The organism is Marinobacterium sp. MBR-111, from assembly GCF_040547585.1.
Classification (GTDB): Bacteria; Pseudomonadota; Gammaproteobacteria; order Pseudomonadales; family Balneatricaceae; genus Marinobacterium; species Marinobacterium iners.
In genome coordinates this window covers 164,967-184,525 of sequence record NZ_JBEPQA010000004.1, presented here as the reverse complement: position 1 = coordinate 184,525, position 19,559 = coordinate 164,967, and the positions used below count along the sequence as shown (strand labels likewise).

Below are 19,559 nucleotides of genomic sequence, written 5' to 3'. Positions count from 1 at the left end.
CATGACATCAGCCACCAAGAGGACAAAGGTCCGTTGTAACGGGCATTTGCACAAGAAAGATTGCACACACGAAAAGCAGCAAAAAGGGCGTAAAAAAACGCCAAAAACCGCGATAAACCCGCTAATTATCCTCCAAATCCTGAATGCAGAAGACGGATTGTCCTACAGGGGACTGCAGGGGTCAAGAACGTGGCTCGGCCGGAGCCGCAAGCCAATTAATCTCAATCGCGGTCGCCGCTCCCACCACCACATGCTCCAGACTGGGTGGCAGCAACGCCCAGCCCGGCGATACCTGCACCCTGCCGCCCATGATTTCGGCTCGGGTTTGTGGAAACAACGGCACCTTGGTCGGGTCGGCATAGCCATCCGGCCAGAGTGGTTCGGTCGTTTCGGCATTGTACTTGTCACTGGCGCCCAGCGTATGCAGGAATTCGTGCGTTGCAATCAGGTTGTTGCGCCCCTGGTAGTCAACCCCCGCATAACCGTTTACCAGTCCTATCAGCCCACGCTGAAGCCCCAACGAATGGCGCATACCAACCTCGTTATGCGGCAGGTGAAAGTTCATGAAGACGCGGGCATCGACCTCATCATCCGACAGAGTGTCATTGAATACGACCCAAACCTGCATTTTGAGCGACCACCAGATCGCATCCAGAATGCTGGGGTGCTCAGGAACCTGAGGGGGGATGGATTCAACCTGTGGCGCCAGTTGCACCCGTACCGGTTGCTCCAGCGGCAAACGGTATCGAGAAGCTTCACGATTGAAAAACAGCTCGATATCCTGAAACTGCTCAACGCGCAGCTGATCGATCCAGGCCTGGGTCAAGGCTTCGCCATCCGCATTGACCGGATAGATGGCAAGGCGCACCGGTTGATGCCACCAGACTTCGTTGCTGCGGCTGAACCAGACGTTGGCCAACAGCAGCAGGAGAATCAACAGCAGAAACAGCTGGATACCATATAGCAGTGACGTTTTGCTCATCCGAATCTCAACTGAAAATTCCGATGATGACAGCATAGCGCAGCAGCTTGCCCAGTGTAATGGCGACAAGACTGGCAAACAGATTGACCCTAAGCCAGCCGGCCACGAAGCAAAGCGGGTCACCCACCACTGGCAGCCAGGCCAGCAGCAACACCAGCGCTCCATAGCGCTCGATCCAGTGTCTGGCACGCTGATGCTCGGGCTTGTCCAATGCACGCAGAGGAAAACGATGCGCTACCCAGTACCCCATGCCCCAGGTAATCAGGCTGCCCAGCACATTGCCAACGGTTGCCATAAGTAGCAGTAACCACAATGAATGCTCGCCGGAAGCAACCAGCCAGGCCAACAGGGCTTCAGAACCACCGGGCAGTAGAGTGGATGAGACCAGCGCACTGAGAAACAGCCCCAGCGGATTCAGCAGCAGATCGCTCACATACTCAGCCCTTGCCTAATGCAGCGTAAAAGACCGTACTCATACTGCCCTGCCAGCGCCTCATGTACCGCCTTGAGTGAATCACCAAACTGTTGCTGACAAAAACGCATGGTTTTCTCGATTTCAGCGCGCTCACCGGCTGGCAGCTCAACCACCTCGTCTACGCTGATCTTGCGCTCGCGGATCGCATGGGCCAAGTGACCATAGATGACATTGGCCGACAGCTTCTGCTGCCGCGCCACCTGCTCAACAGTCATGCCGGAGCGATACAGCAGCAGTGACTCTTCCGCCTGTGCCTGTTGACTATTGGAGGGCTCATCCTGAAATTCGGCAATCAACTCCAGAAAGGGCTGACCATACAGGTCCAGCTTACGCTCTCCCACTCCGCTCAGACGGCGCATCTGCTCGCCGGTAAGCGGTCGATACAGCACCATCTCCATCAGGGTTGCATCATGGAAAATGACATAAGGAGGTACATCCTGCTCCTGTGCCAATTGACGCCGCAGAGCGCGCAACGCTTCCCAGAGACGGTGCTCGGCCGGATCAAGTTTCTGCTGCGTGGCCGAGGAACGGCTGCCACCCGTGCGCTTGCCGGCAGCACTGGACACTTTCAAATCGCGGCGCAGCTCCAGCGTTTCCTCACCTTTCAGTAACGGCCGGCAACGGTCACTCAGATGCAGTACACCAAACCCTTGTGGGTCCACATTCAGGTAACCCCGTGCCACCAGCTGCCTAAATACCGAACGCCACTGCTGTTGATCCAGGTCCTTGCCGATGCCCCATACTGACAACTGCTCATGCCCGCGCTGGCGAGTTTTGTCACTGGATTGGCCACGCAGGATATCGATGACATAGTTGACCCCATATTGCTGACTGCTGCGGTACACAGCCGACAGGGCCTTACGTGCCGCTTCAGTACCATCCCAGACCGGTACCGGCTCCAGACAGGTATCGCAGTTGCCGCAAGGCTGGTGCGCATGTTCACCAAAGTAACTCAACAGAGCCTGACGCCGACAGGTAGTGATTTCACACAGCCCCAGCATCGCTTCCAGCTTCTGCCGTTCGACCTGCTTCTGGGCCGCTTCCGCCTGCGAACCTTCCAGCATCTGGCGCAGAAAAATCACATCCTGCAGCCCATACACCATCCAGGCATTCGCCGGCAGACCATCCCGGCCGGCGCGTCCGGTTTCCTGGTAGTAGGCTTCAATTGAACGTGGCAGATCCAGATGCGCCACAAACCGCACATTGGGCTTGTCGATTCCCATGCCAAAGGCGATGGTGGCCACCATGATGATCGACTCTTCAGTCAGAAAGCGGTGCTGGTGATGCTGGCGCAGTTTTGCGTCCAGCCCGGCGTGATAAGGCAACGCATTGAAACCACGTTCGCACAGCCAGGCAGCGGTTTCCTCTACCCGCTTGCGCGACAGGCAGTACACCACACCCACATCCTGAGGATGCTCATCGCGGATAAAACGCAGTAACTGCTCACGTGCCCGGTCCTTTTGGCCGATACGGTAACGAATGTTAGGGCGGTCAAAGCCGCAGACAAAGGCAGCGGCGTCGGTCAATGCCAGCCGGTCGATGATTTCCTGGCGAGTACGCGCATCAGCGGTTGCCGTCAGCGCAATGCGCGGCACCCCTGGAAACAGTTCACGCAATTCGTTCAGTTGCATGTACTCGGGACGGAAGTCATGTCCCCACTGAGATACGCAGTGGGCTTCATCGATGGCAAAAAGTGCCACACGACACTGACTCAGCAGCTGACGAGTGCGCGGCTGCTGCAAGCGCTCGGGGGCAACATAGAGCAAATCGAGTTGACCGTTACGCAAAGCCGCTTCAGTCTGCTGCAGCTCATCAAGGGTCATGGCGGAGTTGAGACAGCCGGCACGTATGCCCAGTTGTGACAGGGCGCTGACCTGATCATGCATCAGGGCTATCAGGGGCGAAATCACGACCCCACAGCCTTCGCGTACCAGTGCCGGCAGTTGATAGCAGAGTGACTTGCCGCCCCCCGTGGGCATTACCACCAGTGCATCGCGGCCATTTATCAGGGTTTCAACCACAGCTTCCTGCGGGTGGCGAAAGGACTCGAAGCCGAATACATCGGCCAGTATTTGTCGGGCGCGCTCTATCATGGCCGGCATTATCCGCGATCACTGGCATGAAGTCATCCACAGCCATACCCCCGGAGCACGCTTCAGGGTAGAATCATCCGTTGACCTGAACTTGCGGATGCTGTGAACCATGAATGCGAACATGCCTGCCCTGATTACCGAAGAGGAACTGGACCGTCTGGAGGAATTTCTGTTCTCTGATGCCGTGTCCGACGAAGCCCTGGACCTGATCGGCGCCCACGGCTTTCTCTGCGCCCTGAACATCAGCCCCGAACCCGTTGCCGAATCCGAGTGGCTGGAACAGCTGTTCGACGGTGAACCCGAATGGGCCAATGCTGAAGAAAAAACCGAAATTCTGGCACTGCTGCGCAAGCTGTACCAGACCATCGGCAACGACCTGTACAACGATCAGGAGATTCTGCTGCCCTGTGAGCTGAGTCTTGAGCCTGAAGAAGATGAAGAGATGACCGAGCTGACCATCTGGGCCCAATCCTTTATGGAGGGCGTATTCCTGAAGGAAGAACAGTGGTTCGGTGCGGATGAAGAAACCGTAGCAGGCCTGCTGTTGCCGATTATGGTGGCCTCAGACCTGTTTGAAGACGAAGAGATCCGTGACATCAGCCAGGACCGTGCGCTGCGTGAAGAGATGTGCGTGCAGATCCCTGAAGTTCTGATCGACCTCTACCTGCATTTCCACGCCCCGGAAAAATGATTTCGGTTCACTGATCCGCGGGCAGGCCGGGCGCAGCGCCCGGCCATATTTACCTGTGCTTCAGTAGGTCACACGCAGTGAACTGCCCTGCCCCAGCACTCTGATACGATCACCCGGACGGAAAAACTGTCCGTTATCCACTTCCTGTACGACAGAGACCACACGGCCAGAGTCCAGGCGGATGGTCAACTCCTGTCCTTGCCGGGTCGTGGCAGACTTTTCGATTCTTTGCCCCACCAGACCACCGGCAACAGCCCCGACCACCGTGGCCAAAGTCCGCCCACTGCCGCCACCGATCTGATTGCCGGCAATACCGCCGACAACAGCACCGGTACCGGCACCCACAACGCCATCGTCACGTCCTTCGATCACCACCGGCGTAACTGACTCGATAGTGCCATATTGAACTGTTTGAGCCTGACGCACCTGATCACGACTGTAGCTTGTGCCATACAGCCCCTGCTGGGCGCACCCGCTCAAAAGACTGGCAGTGAGCACGGTCGTTAGAATAATGGTTTTATTCATGACACTCTCCGTTATCTGATCTTCAATACCAGTTGACTCAACAGTGCCCAGACAAGTTCTTTCGCCTTGCGATACCATGGGCGGCGTGACCACTCTTCAGCTGTCACTTCATGACATTGCTCCATGTCGACATTGATCAGCTGTTCCACCTGAGCCGTCAGCTCAGGGTGCTCTACCTCTATATTAGCCTCTAAATTCCAGCGCAGGTTCCAATGGTCGAGATTACAGGACCCCAACGATACCCAGTCATCGACCAAACCCACCTTCGCATGCAGGAAGCGCGGTTGATATTCGTAAATTCGCACACCCGCGTTGAGCAGGCGCCGATAGTAACGTTTTGAGGCATGATAGACCCAGAATTGATCTGTGTAAGGCCCCGCCACGATCATGCGTACATCCACCCCTCGTCGCGCCGCACGACGCAGTGCCGTGCGAATCGACAGAGAGGGCAGAAAGTAGGCGGTTTCAAGCCAGACACGGTGTCGAGCACCGTTTACCTGATTGAGAAAGGCAACTTTAATATCCTGCTGGTACAGCCCCTGCACGGTGGTTACACGCATACGCGCGCCACCCACTTCAGGCTGAGCAGAGGGCGGTGACAGCGCCTGGCCACTGCAGCGCAACCAAAGACGGTTGTAAAGGCACGCCAGATCCTCGACCACTGGCCCCTGAACCTCGCACATGATCTCATGCCAGGGGCAGCCCGTACGTTGAGACAGCCAGTATTCATCGGCCAGACCGGCCCCACCGATGAATGCCTTATGCTCATCCACCAATAACAGCTTGCGGTGATCACGAGCAAAGTTGCGAGTCCATTTAGACAGTTGCAACGGATTGTACAGGACCAGTTGAACGCCCCCTGCCCGGAGCCGCTCACGGTCAGCCCGGGCCAGATGTCGACCGCCAAAACCATCGATCAACAAGCGAACATCAACACCCCGCAACACCGCATCAGTGAGCGCCTGAATGAATCGATCCAGAATTTTGCCTGAGCTGACCATATAGAACTCCAGCCTCAGGCTGGAGTGGGCCTGTTCAATAGCCTCCAGCATCTGTGGGAAAAAGCACTCCCCATCCACCATCAGCGAGACCCGATTGCCACCACGCCACTCAAAGCGCTGCCGCATCGACCTTCCTCATTTCAGAGCTGGCGCTGACCATAAAGCTTCGCATACAGCCCTTGTTGGTCAAGCAGTTCATCATGACTGCCCTGTTCGATAACCTTTCCATCTTCAAAGACATAGACCTTATCCGCCTGACGTACCGCACTGAGGCGATGCGCCACAATCACGGTGGTACGGCCACTGAGAAACTCGGACATGGCCCGATGCAGGGCAAACTCGGTCTGGGTATCCAGAGCCGAGGTCGCCTCATCGAGAATGACCACCGCCGGATCGGTCAGCACCATACGCGCAATCGCCAGACGCTGGCGCTGGCCGCCGGAAAGCCGAACTCCCTGACGCCCCACCATGGTATGCAGCCCCTGTTCCAGCCCGATGACAAAGTCTTTCAACTGGGCAACATCCAGCGCCTGCCATAGAGCATCATCTGAAATGTCACGCCCCAGCGTCAGGTTATCACGTACAGAACCGTTAAACAGAGCCGGCTGCTGCAGTACCGTGGAGACATGCTCACGCACCCGCTCCAACCCGATCCGTTGCACCGAAACCCCATCAAAACAGACATCACCCTGTTGTGGTGGATACAACCCAAGCAACACCTGTACCAGCGTGGATTTGCCGCCACCACTGGCACCGACCAGCGCCACCTTCTGCCCCGCCGGAATATCCAGGCTGATGCCGCGCAGCACCTCCTGCCCCGGATAATAACTGAAATGAACATCACGCAGACTGATGGAAACCGTTTTGCGGGACTCAAAGGGGTTCTCTAGCTGTGGATATCGCGGCTCCAGATTCAGAGCCAGCAATCGATTGACCCGCTCCAGCGCTGCCCGCGCACCAAACCAGGCGTACTGCATGCCCAGAATTTCCTGCACCGGCCCCATCATGAACCAGAGATAACCGAACACGGCCATCATCTGCCCCACAGACAGGTCAGAAAACACTACCATCAGCATGGAAACGGCACGGAACAGATCCACCCCGACCATGAACAACATGAAACTGAAGCGGTTAGCAGCATCAGAACGCCATTCAAAACTGGAGGAGTGATTGCGCACCTGTCTGGCGCGCTCAATCAGCTGCTGCAAATAATGCTGCTCACGATTGGCTGCACGGATCTGCTGGATCGCATCCAGAGTCTCGGTCAGAGCCCCCTGAAACAGCTCATAGGCTGAATTTTCCCGCGCCTTGAGATGCTTTACCCGTTTGCCTACAGCCATCGTCAGCCAGATGACAAAGGGGTTAAGAAACAGAATAAACAGTGCCAGCTGCCAATGCATCCAAAGTAAAATCACGGCGGTACCGATAATCGATAGCACAGCTACCAGAAAGCGGCTAACCGAACTGCCGACAAAGCGATCAACCGTATCCAGGTCCGTGACAAAGTGGGATGCCACGCTGCCGCTGCCCAGCGTTTCGTACTCGGCCATGGAGATCCGCTGCAACCGTTCGAGCAAACCGGCGCGTATGTGATAGATCACATCCTTGGAGATGATCGTAAACTGGCGTGCCTGCAGCACGTTAAGCCCCAGAGAGAGCAGTCGCAGCAGGACCGTCAAGACCAGAACCGACCCAATGTACAGGGGTGGTCCCTGCCAGGATTCAGAAAGCAGGTTGTTGACGGTGGCAACCACAACTCCGGGCTGCTCCAGCAGCACCTCATCAACCAGAAGTGGCATTAACAGAGGCAAGGGCACACTCAAGGTGGCCGCCAGGATGGCAATCAGATTGGCCAGCATCAACTCACGGCGGTGGCGCAATGCAATATTGAAGATGTAGCGCCAGTCATAACTGGATGGTGAAGTGGCAGACACCCGAAACTCCCTATCGACAGACCTGTAGTTGCACTACAAATGTACGCCGCCCGCGCAAAGAAAAACACCCGCGATCAGCGGGTGTTTTCAGCGACTGGTCCGGCGTTATCAGTTGCCGGCGTCTTTCAACATTGCGTACAGCTGATCTTTCAACTGCAGACGCTTCAGCTTGTACTCTTCTTCCGTGCGAGTCGAAGCCGGAAGGGTTTCTGCTTCCATCTGTTCCACTTCTTTGGTGATCACATGATATTCGTCGAACAGCTTGGCAAAATGCGCATTTTCCATCTTCAGAGTGTGAATCTGATCACGGTATTCGGGCAGTTCATGGACGAGATCATGGTGTTCAATAGTCATCAACATATTTCCTGAGGTTGTTGTCACGGTACAGTTTCACTATCCTTCAGGCATAATAGGTTTTCCATGACAGGCGTCAATAGCTATTCGCGGGGGCCCACATGATCCACACACTTGTCCTTGCTGACACCCCGGTCGGGCCCCTGACGCTGCAGGCCGATGCCAAAGGCCTGTGCAGAGTCGATTTTGGTCAGCGCAGCACCTCTCAAAACCCTGAGCACCCTGTCCTGCAGGCAGCCGCCAGCCAGCTTGAAGCCTACTTTGCCGGCCGGCTAAAGCAGTTTGATTTGCCGCTGGCCCCCGTAGGCACCGCCTTTCAGGAACAGGTATGGAACCAACTGCTCAATATTCCCTGGGGACAAACCCGCAGCTATGGCGAGATCGCTGCGGCACTGGGCAAGCCCGGTGCATCACGTGCCGTGGGGCTGGCCAACAACCGCAACCCGCTATCCATCATCATTCCCTGCCATCGAGTGATTGGCAGCGGCGGCGAGTTGACCGGGTATGGCGGTGGCCTCACACACAAGATCCGCCTGCTTGAGCTGGAGCAGCTCGTAATACAACCCGCCGAATTGCTTGAGCGCGCTCGCGTCATCCGTAAACCGGCGTAATCGGCCCTCCGAGGACTCGACCTTGACCGGGATACAGGGTAGTTTATGCACCCCACTCCCAGTGTTTAAAGTGAAGCTGCCTCAGATGGATACCCTGACCCTGCAGCCGCTGGCCCAAGCCAACGGTGACGTTCAGATTCCGGGCTCGAAGAGCCTCTCCAACCGCATTCTGCTGCTGGCCGCACTGGCCGAGGGCAGTACTCGTATCACTAACCTGCTCGACAGTGATGACGTGCGCCATATGTTGAACGCACTCAAGGCACTGGGCGTAAGCTATCAATTGGCGGATGACCGCCGCAGCTGTGAGCTGGACGGCTTGGGGCAGGCATTCAAGGCAGAACAGGCATTGGAGCTGTTTCTGGGTAACGCCGGTACCGCCATGCGTCCTCTCTGTGCAGCACTTTGCGCCAGCGAAGGCAGCTTTACCCTGAGCGGTGAGCCACGCATGTATGAGCGGCCAATTGCCGACCTGGTGGATGCCCTGCTACCGCTGGGTGCTGATATCGAATATCTGGGCGAGCCGGGTTACCCCCCCCTGCGGATCAACGCCAAAGGCCTGAAGGGTGGCGAAGTCAGTATTCGCGGCAACATCTCCAGTCAGTTCCTGACCGCTCTGTTGATGGCGGCGCCCCTTGCCGAGGGAGACCTAAGCATTCGAGTAGAGGGCGAGCTTGTCTCCAAGCCCTATATCGACATTACCCTGCATACCATGGCGCTGTTTGGCGTAGAGGTGGAAAACCACGACTACCAGCGTTTCGTGGTACGCGCCGGTCAACAGTATCGCTCACCGGGTGAAGTGATGGTGGAAGGTGATGCCTCTTCAGCCTCCTACTTTCTGGCCGCTGCCGCAATCGCCGGTGGCACCGTGCGAGTTTACGGCGTTGGCGCCGACAGCGTTCAGGGTGACAAGGCCTTTGCCGAAGTACTGGGCAAGATGGGGGCGCAGGTCAGCTATGGCCCGACCTGGATTGAAGTGACGCGGGGCGAGCTCAACGGCGTTGATCTGGACCTGAACGCCATTCCCGATGCCGCCATGACCATTGCCACCACAGCGTTGTTTGCCAAGGGCCCAACAGCCATTCGCAATGTCTACAACTGGCGCGTCAAGGAAACCGACCGTCTCAGCGCCATGGCAACTGAGCTGCGTAAGGTCGGGGCGGAAGTGGTCGAAGGTGAAGACTTTATCGAAATCACGCCACCGGCACAGATTCAGAGCGCCGCCATCGATACCTATGATGACCACCGCATGGCGATGTGTTTCTCGCTGGCTGCCTTTGGCGATGCGCCGATCACCATCAATGACCCAGGCTGCACCCGCAAAACCTTCCCGGAATACTTCGAGCTGTTCCGCCGCATCACGGCCTGATGCATACAGCTTGGGCACGGCTTCAGCGTGCCCGAGCGGTTTAGCCCTTATCCGCCTTGGAACCACCCATGCAGTTGGGTGACTCCGGTACCTCACCATTGCGCTGCTGCCACTCTTCGGGTGTATGCAGGTGCAACGCCAGTGCATGGATCGGGTTCTGCATCAACTCGGCCACCAGCCCATATACCAGCTGATGGCGCTGCACCAACCGCTTGCCGGCAAAGTCAGGGCTGACCAGTACCAGCTTGAAATGACTTTCGGTTGCCGGGCCGGAATGCATGTGGCTTTCGTTTTCCAGCGCAAACCGTTCAACCTGCATGCCGGCATTGACCAGCTCTTCAATACGTTCCGCAACGCTCATCTACAACTCCAGGACTCACTGATCACGCAGACGATCCTTGCGTGCCAGCTTGATAAAATGATGGTGGATACGGCGCGTGGCCAGCCAGACACTGAAGGCAACCACCGGCACCGAAATGCCGATTGCCAGTGACTTGTCCAGCGGTACACCTGCATCGTACAGCGCTTCAAACAGATACTTCAGCAGCCCGATCAGGTAGTAGCTGATCGCCACCACGGACAGCCCCTCTACCGTATGCTGCATCATCAACTGAATGCGAGAGCGACGGTCCATGGAGCTGAGCAGCTGCTGGTTCTGCTGCTGAATACCCAGTTCCACTCGCGTGCGCATCATATCAGACACACGATCCACCCGCCGCGACAGATCCTCCAATCGTTCACTGCTCGCCTGACACGTCCGCACAGCCGGCGTCAGACGACGGGTAAGAAACTCGGTAATCGTGAGATGACCTGACACCTCATCCTCACGCAACGCATCCAGGCGCGTCAACACCAGTTCATGGTATGCCTTGGTGGCGCCGAAGCGAAAGGTTGAACGTGCACGCCATGACTCGATACTGGCAGCCATTTCGATCAGGTCGGCCAGCAACTCTCGCTCATTGACTTCACCTTCCCCGGCCAGTTGCTGAGTCAGTTCGGCGAGCCGAGCATCCATTTTGACCAGCTCGGGTGATACCGTACGTGCCAGCGGCAGAGCCAGCAATGCCATCAAGCGGTAAGTTTCGATCTCCATCAGCCGCTGGGTCAAACGCCCCAACTGACTGTCACTCATCTGCTTGTTAATCACCATAAGGCGACCAAAGCCATCCGAATGCAGCTGAAAACTGGCCCAGACCCGCGCATCACCATCCTGCGGACTGCTGCCGACCAAACGCATTTCCTCGAATGCCTGCTTCACCTGCGGCAGGCTCGGCTCCGGCCCCTGCCGGGCGTCTTCAATGCTGACATGAAACGCCGCCACAACCTGCCCCGGCAGAGCCTCAATCCAGCCCTCGGGCAAGGGAGTCAGACCGGTTACGTCAAAGGGACCACTGCCCTCGGGAATATCCAGATTAACGAAGGTGAAGGTCGTAAACTCGGTGTGTTGCTCCAGGCGCATGCGAAAGGTACCGCAATCATATTCATAGCAGTTGCGATCCCCCTGCTCGACCGGGCAACCAAACAAGGCATACAACTGCTGCAAGTGCTCATGCTGCGCCTGACGATCAGCTTCATTGCACAGCAGTGCCATATGGGTGACGCGCGCCGGACTGGGAATGACCTGAAACGGCCGTGAATGCAGCTCATCGTACAACAGCGAACGCAGTGGGTGGATATTCATGGGCCTGTCTTTATATGCCAAAAATCTAACATTAAAGAATTCTGCCGCCACAGGCCAGTGGCTCGCATCGTCAATTGTGGTCGGTTTGCTTTATACTTGCGACCTGATGTGAGTACAGGTGACCATGATTATTCGCGTATTGCCCCAGCTGGAAAGTCGAGAGGAATGGCTGGCGTTTTGTCGCCGCGAGACACCCTATTGTCTGATCGACCAGCCAAGCTGCCTGGTCGACTTTCAGACCCACTTTCTGCAGTTGACCCTGTTCGAAACCGTGCCTGAAGTACGCTACACACTGGGCTCACGCCGCACGATGGAACCCGCTTGGCAACTGATCAAGGGCTGCAACTGGAGCCTGACCCGGCTGATCGAAGGGCTGGCCTCACTGGATTTTGGCAGCAACGTACGTGACAACGGCCTGCTGGGCCTCGGTGGCGACCTTAGCGCACGTCGCTCATTCCCCCGGGATCGACACCTGCACAGCCCCGCCAGCAGCCGCCTGCTCCCTCCCTTGAAGCAACTGCCACAACAGTGGAACAGCCACACGCTGAGCTGCCTGCTGGCCAACGAGCAGTTTCGAGACTGGCGCGACGAGCAGGAGGAAGCCAGCCTGAGTGCGGCAGGTATTTTGCTGGATATGCTGGACCAACCCGAACAGTGGAGCGGTCGCCCATTCGGTCCACGCCTGCAGTTGTTCTATCGCAATCAGGTACTGACCAGCCTGATTCCTGCACTGGACAGGCAGCCTTCGGAACCAATGCGGCGAGGACTGCTGGCAGCCCCGCCCCGCTGATCGATTCAAGGCGTCAAAGACGCCTCTTCCATTTCAGCGGCTTCAGCCGCCATGATCTTGTAGGGGTGATCGGACGCCAGCAGCTCCTTGCCTTGCTCTGTCGGGAACTCCACATCCAGATCAACAATACGGCCATCGCGGCAAACGTTGATGATCGTATCCATGCAGGACGACAACAACGAGTACTTCTCATCCGGCGCGGCGATGATAGTCTGCAGGCCCAAATCCGACATGAAGCCCAATGACGTCACCGTGTTCTCGGAGTCAAGTTTGTTGAACGCCTCATCGAAGACGGACAGACTCATGCCGCCCACCGGACGGCCATCACCACCTTCCTTGAGGCGGTAAGTTGCACCCAATGCAGCCGCCATGGCCACATAGAACGGTACCTGATGCTCACCACCGGAGCCGGTCTTGATACGCTGCGTCAGGGTCGTCTTGCGATTGCCTTGCAGGTCTTTTACCACCAGCTCGAAGTTGTAGAAGTTGCGGTAGTCCTGCAGCAGACTGCTTTCGCCTTCATCGCGCAGCACATCGTGGATCTTGTTCAACGCCTCGCGGTGGGTGTTATCACCCTGATGCTGAATATCGAACAGGGTGCCCACGTTGGCCTGATCCAGACGGGTATAGGCTTCGACCAGCTCCAGAATGTCCTTCAGCTCCGGGTTGGGCATCATCTCGAAGCTGTACATCTCTTGATGGAACGGACGGTTCTTCAGGTGACTGTTAAGCTCACGGATCAGGTCCTTGATCTTGTTGATCTGGTCATTCAGGTGCGCCACAAAGTCTGAGCGGAAGGCGGTCTCGGCCTCCAAACGGGCACGTTCGGCCTTCTTGGTATACTCAGCCAGCTCGGAGTCACGCAGCGCCTGCACGGTTTTGTTGACGTAGAACTCCAGATCTTCATGAGTGGAGTCGGCACTGATATTATCCAACTCCTGATGGCTCATGCCACCGCCGTGATAGCGCGCCTTGTACTGGGCCACGGCATCACGCACGGCGTTTTTCTTTTTCTCGTGCAGCTGCAGTTCTGACTGTGCTTTCTTGGCTGCCTCAAAAATGATGCGCTCCAGCTCCCCGCCACAGCTTTCATCCAAATAGTCGCGCTTTTCCTGCGCCGACTGGGCATCAAAGTGGGGTTTTTCCTCGCACAGCGTACGGGCCTGAGCGTGTTCCACCAGCTCCTGCTCCAGCACTTCAAGGGCTGCATTGTCCTTGATCATGCCGGTACGTACCTTCTGCAGCTTGTCCATCAGGGTTTTCTGACGGGCTTCCACCTGCTTCTGGCCGTCGGCCAGCTCGGCAATGCGCTGCTGGATACCGCTGTCATCATGGTTGCGCAGATCCACAACCGCCTGCTCGTAACCCTGTATTTCGCTGCTGAGCTGCTCACGCTGATTGACCAGATCGAACACACTTTCGGTGACCTGCGTCAGCCCCGACGTCATGCTGATCAAGGCATCACGCAGCTTTTCCAGCGATTCGTGACGCTTGCCCAGGGTGGTGAATTCCGCGATCAGTTCATCCACCTGACGCCCCTGCACTTCGAGCTGATCCTGACGGCGACGGATACCCATAATCGGGCTCAGTTCGTTGATGGAAGTGGTCGAGCCTTCGGTCTGCAGCATGCAGTCGTAGGTCAGGGCCCGCTCCTGACGCAGCAGTTCCTGCTCGGTTTCCACCGCCATTACGCCACCCAGGGCACGGTTAAGGTAAGCCTGGGCATGTTCGTTGTCGGTTTCAATAAACTGCGCCAGTGAGCCCGGTTTGCTGCGGTGCAGCCAGTCACCTGACTTGGTGGTATTGATAATTCGACAGCCCTTGAGATGACGCCCCTTGCGGCGGTACAGGGTGATCGCCTCCTTGACCCTGTCCGGTGCCACCACCAGTGCTTCACGGCGTGCACCCAGGAAGGACTCGATGGCGATACGCCACTTGTCATCATTGATGTCGGCCAGCTCGCATATCGGCGTGGAATCGATACCATATTCGCTCAGCAGCTCCATCAGCTCACGGGTATTGTGACGGATGGGCGCACGCCCCTGCTGCAGCTGTTCCACCGCACTTTTCTGGTTCTGGATCAGGCTGCGCAGATCGTTAATACGGATTACCGACTCTTCATAGCGGCGCGAGATCGCTTTGCGCACGCTATCGACCTGCTCCTTGAGCTCACTGATCACCTTATCCACACTGACAGGCTCAGACGGCCAGGCATCAGCCAGCATGTTTTCACCAGAGCGCCAAAGCTCAACTGAACGCTCCACCAGCGGCTTGAAATCATCCGGCAGCAGATCGTTATAGTTGGCAAAACTCACAGTGGTACGCAGCAGATTGTAGGCCTGCTGGATCTTGTCCTTGACCACGTTCTGCTCGTGCTGACGTGCCTTGACAGTGGATTCCAGTGCATTGATCTTGTGGGCCGAGTCGCTGCTGTTCAGCTCTGCACGCGCATCGGCCAGATCCTGCATCGCCTGATTCAGGCGCGCACTGTTTTCTTCCAATTCCTGCTGCAGCTTTTCTTCCTGCTCACTGTAGGCTTCCAGCCGCTCGGCCGCATCTTCCTTGCGCAGATCCGCTTGTTCAAAACGGCCTTCGTGAACGACCCACTCATATTCAACTGCATTTTTCACGTTGCGGCTGATGCCGTTGCACAGCTCCTGCGCCTTCTCCAACTCGGCAATGCGGTTGGAGACCTCAAGTGTCTTCTGCTCCATCGCCCGGTATTCATCCAGCGACTTGCGGAAGGCGCCGACATGTACGATGTTTTCGTCCAGCACGAACTCGCGAATGAATCGCGTCGGGCTGTCGATCGGCACAAATTTCAGCGCGTTTTTGAAGTTTTTGACGAACTTATCGTCATCATTCGGCATTTGTGCATCATGGCTCAGGTGAGTCACCATATCGCGGATAAAGCGGTTGGCCCGCTTCTCCAGAATCATCTCCGGACACTGCTTGAGCAGACTCTCACGCACCTCGTTCCAGGGGCGCGGCATACGGCCATTGCCTTCCTTGACCGAGAAATCATCCAGCGACACGGAAAACTCCGGCAGAATAAACCGTCCCAGCACATCTTCTTCCGCACTGGCGGTTGATGCACTGATGGCAATGCCAATGCAGCTTTCTTTCGCGGTTTCGGTATCGAAGAAACTCAGCGCCATATAGGTCAGCGAGTCTTCGCGGGCGGTCGCTTTCTTGCCGTTATCATCCATGAAGCCCAGACAGTAGGTACGCAGAGAGCGCTCGCTCTTCTCACCGGCCGAGGCGTTGAAGCTCAGGTGGCGCTTGTGGCCGCCCATGAGTATCGTCTGGATTGCGTCCAGCAGGGATGACTTGCCAGAGCCGTTGGGGCCCACAATCGCCACATTACCCTTGATCGGAATCTCGACTGCGCCCAGCACATACCAGTTGACCAGCACAATCCGGTTTAGCTGCTTCATGCGGGCTTCTCCTCAGTCTCGGGGGTTGGCGTGTCAGGAAGGTCGACCGGTTCGATATCTTCAGGCTCCTGCTGATCACGAATGTCGGTGTCGCACAGTGCTTCCAGCTGGCCAATATAGTCTTCCACCACCACCTGACGGATGGTCGGATTGATCTTCAGTGGGATGTTTTTCGGATCAGTTTCATCCTGCTTGCCACGCTCAATCAGGCCATGGCGGGTAAACAGGGAGATGATCTCCTTGAGACGCGTCTCGTTGGGAATCTCCTTGCCGGTCAGGTTGCTGAACAGGCGCAGCAGCTCGTCTGTACTGGTGTAGGCCTTGCCGCCTTCCACTTCAAAGCTTTCCAGTTTCTGCTCGTACTGCTGACGCAGACAGAGCATCAGCAGCGACTCGTCCAGCTTCAGACGCAGCACACGCTCTTCACCCTGCGGCAGAATACCCAGATAGGCTTCATCTGGCTGATACACCAGACTCCAGCCAATGGCCGCAAACAGGTTACGAAAATACTCCGTATTGCCGGCAATGAGAAAATAGCTGTCACGGTGTACCGGCCGGTCCGCATAGAGAAACTGATTGCTCAGCAGCTGGTTGGCGGCACGGATGAAGTCATCGGCACCATGCTGTTCATTGCGGGAGACGATTTTCTGCAGATCACCAAGCATTAGCTGTTCCTGTGGATAACAAAACCACGACACTCCACCATTCCGGAGACGTTAACGTAGTTGTCTTCAAATTGAATTCGATAGCGCTGCCGCATCCGCTGTGCCTTCTTGCCCAGCGAGTTGAAGTGGCGAACGTAACTGAAGCAGATGTAGTCTTCCACCGTACCGATCCGAAAATCGGTGGCCCTCAGCTGGTCGCGGCCGGCAAGCTGGCTCTCCAGGTAGGTCTCGATCCGGTCCACATTGACTTCGCGCCGCTCTTTCCACTCCTTGAACAGACGCCGCAACTCCAGCACGGAGGGGTCGATCTCTTTCTGGGTGATAATGCGCGGCTGAGCCTCTACCCTGCGGCGTACCGGTGCACGCACACTGGCAGGTGAAATAAAGCCCACCTCATCCAGTGTAGTGAGCGGCGGAATGACCTTTTCCGGCAGGTTGCCCACCGCCGCAATCAGGCGCGACAAGCGTGCTGCCATGCCCGGTGTGGTCTTGTCCATGTAGCGAACGGTATCCGCTACCCGCTTCTCCAGCTGGTAGCGGAAATCGTCAATGGCGGCCAGACGCTGATCCACTGAGTCAAAGATCCGGATAATGCGGTTGATATGCTGGTGCACCTGCGCTTCGGCAACGTCGTATGACATATCCAGCTGCATCTGATAATGCTCTGCAAGCTGCTGCAGTTTGAGCGGATCGAACTGCAGGTCACGCAGCATGGAGAGAATCTGACGGCGAAAGCGGAACGGGTTGTTACGGGTTTTCAGCGTCTTGTAGTCGGAAACCAGTATCTGCTCAACAAAACGGTCAAAGAAACCGCGCACGATCTCCTGCGGGTTATTGCTGGCCGACAGGTTCATCTTCAGCTCACGCAGGCCCAACATCATGTCAGTCAAGTGGGCACTGAAATCCGCCGCCGTCTGGGCCGCTTCAGACAGCGTGATACCTCGCCCCAGAGGGTCACTGATGGCCGATTCCAGCGAACTGAGCACGTTCAGTACGGCACCGCCGTAGCTGCGTTTTTCCAGCCGGGCGATGCTGACCAGCGAGCGCAGCAGGTAGCTGACTGAAGGTGAAAGCAGTACATAGGTACGGTAAACCTTCTGTTCCTCTTCCAGCCAGCCGGTCTGGACCAAACGCCGATAGATGCGGTTGGTGTACTCGGCACTGGAACGAGGCGGCTCAGCGCCTGCATCTTCGCCGGGCTCTGCCTCCCAGCGACGCACACCCAGCCTCACCACGGCATTCTCGATGCTGGAACGCACCAGGTCCCGCGGAATAAAGGGATCGATCAGATCCTCGTCAAAAAAGAGATCTGCCAGCTCCAGCAGCACCGACTGATACACCTGCCGGTTCTGCCCCGAGAGCGGGAGAAATATGTCTTCAGGAAGCTTGTTGAAAAGCACTGATCCGTCCAGTTATACGCCGATTCCGATAGCAGGCTATGTTAGCGAAAAACTGGCAGGGAGATAAGGGGAATTACAGCGCTCTGTCCGTACTCCAAAACCCGTCCTCTACTTACACACGTCTTCTGCCAAACACCATGAATTATCCCCTTGATACAGAAAGGAATAATAATTTAGCCAAAGGGCTTGACGGTACAGGGTCTCATCACTAATATACGCCCCCACAGTTCAGGTGTTCCTCGATAGCTCAGTTGGTAGAGCAGTAGACTGTTAATCTATTGGTCGCTGGTTCGAGTCCAGCTCGAGGAGCCAAATATATGATCTGTAAATCGGTTTTCCTCGATAGCTCAGTTGGTAGAGCAGTAGACTGTTAATCTATTGGTCGCTGGTTCGAGTCCAGCTCGAGGAGCCACCGAAGTCGGAGTGTAGCGCAGTTTGGTAGCGCATCTGGTTTGGGACCAGAGGGTCGGGGGTTCGAATCCCTCCACTCCGACCATCCTTATATTATCCCGGTTTTCCCGCATATTACCTTCGTCATAAATCTGTATACTGGCCGCCTCTTAAGGAGGAGCCGATACCATGACGGACGTTTTATCCATTACCGCACCGATTTTCATCATCATTGGCTTTGGTTATCTGGCGGTCAAATCCGGCCTGATGCCACGGGAAGCGATGCCCTTGTTGGGGCGATTTGTACTCTATTTCACTTTGCCCGCCCTGATTTTCGGCACTCTGTCGCAGATGCAGGTAAGCGAAGTTATCCAGTTTGACTTCCTGACCATTTATGCCATTGGCTCCCTTGGCGCACTGCTGGGCGGTATAGCCCTTAACCGGCTTATTTTCAATACCGATCTGGCCGAGGCCAGTGTTCGCGGCATGGGAATGTCAGCATCCAACAGCGCCTTTATTGGCTACCCCGTTTTACTGCAGGTATTTGGTTCAGCCCCCACCCAGCCTTTCACCATGGCACTGCTGGTGGAAAACATCCTGATTTTGCCGCTGGCCCTTATTCTGATCGAGTATGGCAAGCGCGATACCGGTACTGGCGAGCCTTTGTTACAGGTTTGGCGCCGCATTTTCATGCGCATTTTGCGCAGCCCCTTGATCATTGCCATTCTGGCCGGCCTGATCTGTGCCAGCCTGCAGCTGTCGATACTGTCCGCGCTGGACCGCAGCCTGGAGATGCTGGCCATGGCTTCAGTGGGCACAGCGCTGTTTGTAATCGGCGGCTCTCTGGTCGGCACGCGCGTCAATGACAGCCTTGGCAGTATCAGCCTGGTCGCTGCAGGCAAGCTTCTGCTACACCCATTGCTGATGCTGTTGCTGGTTATGCTCTGGCGCGACTTTGATCCGCAGCTTGAAAAGGCTGTCATACTCGCCGCAGCGATGCCGATGCTGAGCGTATTCCCGATCATAGGCGGCAACTACGGGTATGGTCGTCAGTGCGCAGCTATGTTGCTGGTCACCACCGCACTTTCCTTTATTACCCTGACCCTCATTCTGGCGCTGATGGGGTAATGGTTTTATGCAGTGGTAATATGAACACTCACATCC

17 protein-coding genes and 3 tRNA genes are annotated in these 19,559 nt (G+C 56.5%); 8 read left to right on the top strand and 12 right to left on the bottom strand.

Annotation, left to right across the window (positions count from 1 at the left end):
* Positions 1-181: 181 nt before the first annotated feature.
* From ABIE61_RS04580 to recQ, 3 genes are read right to left on the bottom strand one after another with little or no spacing between them, the layout of a single operon-like run.
* Complete coding sequence (locus ABIE61_RS04580) at positions 182-982, bottom strand: hypothetical protein (protein ID WP_091825061.1); 801 nt, start codon at positions 980-982, stop codon at positions 182-184.
* 7 nt (positions 983-989) lie between these two features.
* Entirely contained in the window at positions 990-1,415 is a 426-nt protein-coding gene (locus tag ABIE61_RS04575; protein ID WP_354407153.1) for a YqaA family protein, read from the bottom strand.
* A complete protein-coding gene (recQ, locus tag ABIE61_RS04570; protein WP_354407151.1) occupies positions 1,412-3,550 on the bottom strand; it encodes a DNA helicase RecQ in 2,139 nt (712 codons plus the stop codon). Before recQ ends, ABIE61_RS04575 begins: the two co-directional genes overlap by 4 nt.
* Before the next feature lie 109 nt (positions 3,551-3,659).
* On the opposite strand from recQ, the gene ABIE61_RS04565 reads away from it, so the two are divergent.
* A complete protein-coding gene (locus ABIE61_RS04565; protein ID WP_206835153.1) occupies positions 3,660-4,241 on the top strand; it encodes a YecA/YgfB family protein in 582 nt (193 codons plus the stop codon).
* A gap of 60 nt (positions 4,242-4,301) precedes the next feature.
* Here ABIE61_RS04565 and ABIE61_RS04560 read toward each other — a convergent pair whose 3' ends face one another.
* The 4 genes from ABIE61_RS04560 to ABIE61_RS04545 all read right to left on the bottom strand — a co-directional run bounded on the left by ABIE61_RS04560 (position 4,302) and on the right by ABIE61_RS04545 (position 8,055).
* Positions 4,302-4,766 carry an outer membrane lipoprotein gene (locus ABIE61_RS04560; RefSeq protein WP_354407149.1) on the bottom strand — a complete coding sequence of 155 codons (465 nt, stop codon included), beginning with the start codon at positions 4,764-4,766 and terminating at the stop codon, positions 4,302-4,304.
* Between the two features lie 11 nt (positions 4,767-4,777).
* Entirely contained in the window at positions 4,778-5,893 is a 1,116-nt protein-coding gene (locus tag ABIE61_RS04555; RefSeq protein WP_354407146.1) for a phospholipase D-like domain-containing protein, read from the bottom strand.
* 14 nt (positions 5,894-5,907) lie between these two features.
* The gene (locus ABIE61_RS04550) at positions 5,908-7,701 is read right to left on the bottom strand and encodes an ABC transporter ATP-binding protein (protein ID WP_354407143.1); all 1,794 of its coding nucleotides are present in this window, start codon (positions 7,699-7,701) and stop codon (positions 5,908-5,910) included.
* Positions 7,702-7,809: 108 nt separating this feature from the next.
* Positions 7,810-8,055 (bottom strand): HP1242/YdcH family protein, encoded by a 246-nt coding sequence (locus ABIE61_RS04545; protein WP_091825049.1) that lies wholly within the window; start codon positions 8,053-8,055, stop codon positions 7,810-7,812.
* A gap of 101 nt (positions 8,056-8,156) precedes the next feature.
* Here ABIE61_RS04545 and ABIE61_RS04540 point away from each other — a divergent pair, with 101 nt between their 5' ends.
* Positions 8,157-8,666, top strand: a complete 510-nt coding sequence (locus ABIE61_RS04540) for a methylated-DNA--[protein]-cysteine S-methyltransferase (RefSeq protein WP_354407139.1) — start codon at positions 8,157-8,159, stop codon at positions 8,664-8,666.
* Between the two features lie 85 nt (positions 8,667-8,751).
* The gene (gene aroA, locus ABIE61_RS04535; protein WP_354407136.1) at positions 8,752-10,032 is read left to right on the top strand and encodes a 3-phosphoshikimate 1-carboxyvinyltransferase; all 1,281 of its coding nucleotides are present in this window, start codon (positions 8,752-8,754) and stop codon (positions 10,030-10,032) included.
* 40 nt (positions 10,033-10,072) lie between these two features.
* Here the strand turns inward: aroA and ABIE61_RS04530 are convergent, their stop codons facing one another.
* Both ABIE61_RS04530 and ABIE61_RS04525 read right to left on the bottom strand, forming a co-directional pair.
* Entirely contained in the window at positions 10,073-10,393 is a 321-nt protein-coding gene (locus tag ABIE61_RS04530) for a BolA family protein (protein ID WP_091825041.1), read from the bottom strand.
* A gap of 15 nt (positions 10,394-10,408) precedes the next feature.
* Positions 10,409-11,713, bottom strand: coding sequence for a DUF3422 family protein (locus ABIE61_RS04525; RefSeq protein ID WP_354407133.1), 1,305 nt, complete (start codon positions 11,711-11,713; stop codon positions 10,409-10,411).
* A gap of 118 nt (positions 11,714-11,831) precedes the next feature.
* Here ABIE61_RS04525 and ABIE61_RS04520 point away from each other — a divergent pair, with 118 nt between their 5' ends.
* The gene (locus tag ABIE61_RS04520) at positions 11,832-12,503 is read left to right on the top strand and encodes a hypothetical protein (protein ID WP_354407130.1); all 672 of its coding nucleotides are present in this window, start codon (positions 11,832-11,834) and stop codon (positions 12,501-12,503) included.
* 5 nt (positions 12,504-12,508) lie between these two features.
* Here the strand turns inward: ABIE61_RS04520 and ABIE61_RS04515 are convergent, their stop codons facing one another.
* The 3 genes from ABIE61_RS04515 to ABIE61_RS04505 are packed head-to-tail and all read right to left on the bottom strand — an operon-like array spanning position 12,509 to position 18,005.
* Positions 12,509-15,940 carry an SbcC/MukB-like Walker B domain-containing protein gene (locus tag ABIE61_RS04515; protein WP_354407128.1) on the bottom strand — a complete coding sequence of 1,144 codons (3,432 nt, stop codon included), beginning with the start codon at positions 15,938-15,940 and terminating at the stop codon, positions 12,509-12,511.
* Positions 15,937-16,605: a DUF4194 domain-containing protein gene (locus ABIE61_RS04510; RefSeq protein ID WP_354407125.1), complete on the bottom strand. Its 669-nt coding sequence runs from the start codon at positions 16,603-16,605 to the stop codon at positions 15,937-15,939. The genes ABIE61_RS04515 and ABIE61_RS04510 overlap by 4 nt, the downstream gene beginning before the upstream one ends.
* Complete coding sequence (locus ABIE61_RS04505; protein ID WP_091825029.1) at positions 16,605-18,005, bottom strand: Wadjet anti-phage system protein JetA family protein; 1,401 nt, start codon at positions 18,003-18,005, stop codon at positions 16,605-16,607. The genes ABIE61_RS04510 and ABIE61_RS04505 overlap by 1 nt, the downstream gene beginning before the upstream one ends.
* A gap of 236 nt (positions 18,006-18,241) precedes the next feature.
* Here ABIE61_RS04505 and ABIE61_RS04500 point away from each other — a divergent pair.
* The 4 genes from ABIE61_RS04500 to ABIE61_RS04485 all read left to right on the top strand — a co-directional run bounded on the left by ABIE61_RS04500 (position 18,242) and on the right by ABIE61_RS04485 (position 19,523).
* Positions 18,242-18,317: transfer RNA gene (locus tag ABIE61_RS04500), tRNA-Asn, on the top strand.
* Positions 18,318-18,341: 24 nt separating this feature from the next.
* Positions 18,342-18,417: transfer RNA gene (locus ABIE61_RS04495), tRNA-Asn, on the top strand.
* A 7-nt stretch (positions 18,418-18,424) separates the two neighbouring features.
* Positions 18,425-18,501, top strand: a tRNA-Pro gene (locus tag ABIE61_RS04490).
* A gap of 83 nt (positions 18,502-18,584) precedes the next feature.
* Complete coding sequence (locus tag ABIE61_RS04485; protein WP_354407122.1) at positions 18,585-19,523, top strand: AEC family transporter; 939 nt, start codon at positions 18,585-18,587, stop codon at positions 19,521-19,523.
* Positions 19,524-19,559 lie beyond the last annotated feature (36 nt).

Excerpts from the sequence above, each read along its gene's own strand:
- ABIE61_RS04580 (WP_091825061.1), bottom strand. The coding sequence starts at position 982 with ATGAGCAAAACGTCACTGCTATATGGTATCCAGCTGTTTCTGCTGTTG.
- recQ (WP_354407151.1), bottom strand. The coding sequence starts at position 3,550 with ATGATAGAGCGCGCCCGACAAATACTGGCCGATGTATTCGGCTTCGAG.
- ABIE61_RS04565 (WP_206835153.1), top strand. The coding sequence starts at position 3,660 with ATGAATGCGAACATGCCTGCCCTGATTACCGAAGAGGAACTGGACCGT.
- ABIE61_RS04560 (WP_354407149.1), bottom strand. The coding sequence starts at position 4,766 with ATGAATAAAACCATTATTCTAACGACCGTGCTCACTGCCAGTCTTTTG.
- ABIE61_RS04555 (WP_354407146.1), bottom strand. The coding sequence starts at position 5,893 with ATGCGGCAGCGCTTTGAGTGGCGTGGTGGCAATCGGGTCTCGCTGATG.
- ABIE61_RS04545 (WP_091825049.1), bottom strand. The coding sequence starts at position 8,055 with ATGACTATTGAACACCATGATCTCGTCCATGAACTGCCCGAATACCGT.
- ABIE61_RS04540 (WP_354407139.1), top strand. The coding sequence starts at position 8,157 with ATGATCCACACACTTGTCCTTGCTGACACCCCGGTCGGGCCCCTGACG.
- aroA (WP_354407136.1), top strand. The coding sequence starts at position 8,752 with ATGGATACCCTGACCCTGCAGCCGCTGGCCCAAGCCAACGGTGACGTT.
- ABIE61_RS04530 (WP_091825041.1), bottom strand. The coding sequence starts at position 10,393 with ATGAGCGTTGCGGAACGTATTGAAGAGCTGGTCAATGCCGGCATGCAG.
- ABIE61_RS04525 (WP_354407133.1), bottom strand. The coding sequence starts at position 11,713 with ATGAATATCCACCCACTGCGTTCGCTGTTGTACGATGAGCTGCATTCA.
- ABIE61_RS04515 (WP_354407128.1), bottom strand. The coding sequence starts at position 15,940 with ATGAAGCAGCTAAACCGGATTGTGCTGGTCAACTGGTATGTGCTGGGC.
- ABIE61_RS04510 (WP_354407125.1), bottom strand. The coding sequence starts at position 16,605 with ATGCTTGGTGATCTGCAGAAAATCGTCTCCCGCAATGAACAGCATGGT.
- ABIE61_RS04485 (WP_354407122.1), top strand. The coding sequence starts at position 18,585 with ATGACGGACGTTTTATCCATTACCGCACCGATTTTCATCATCATTGGC.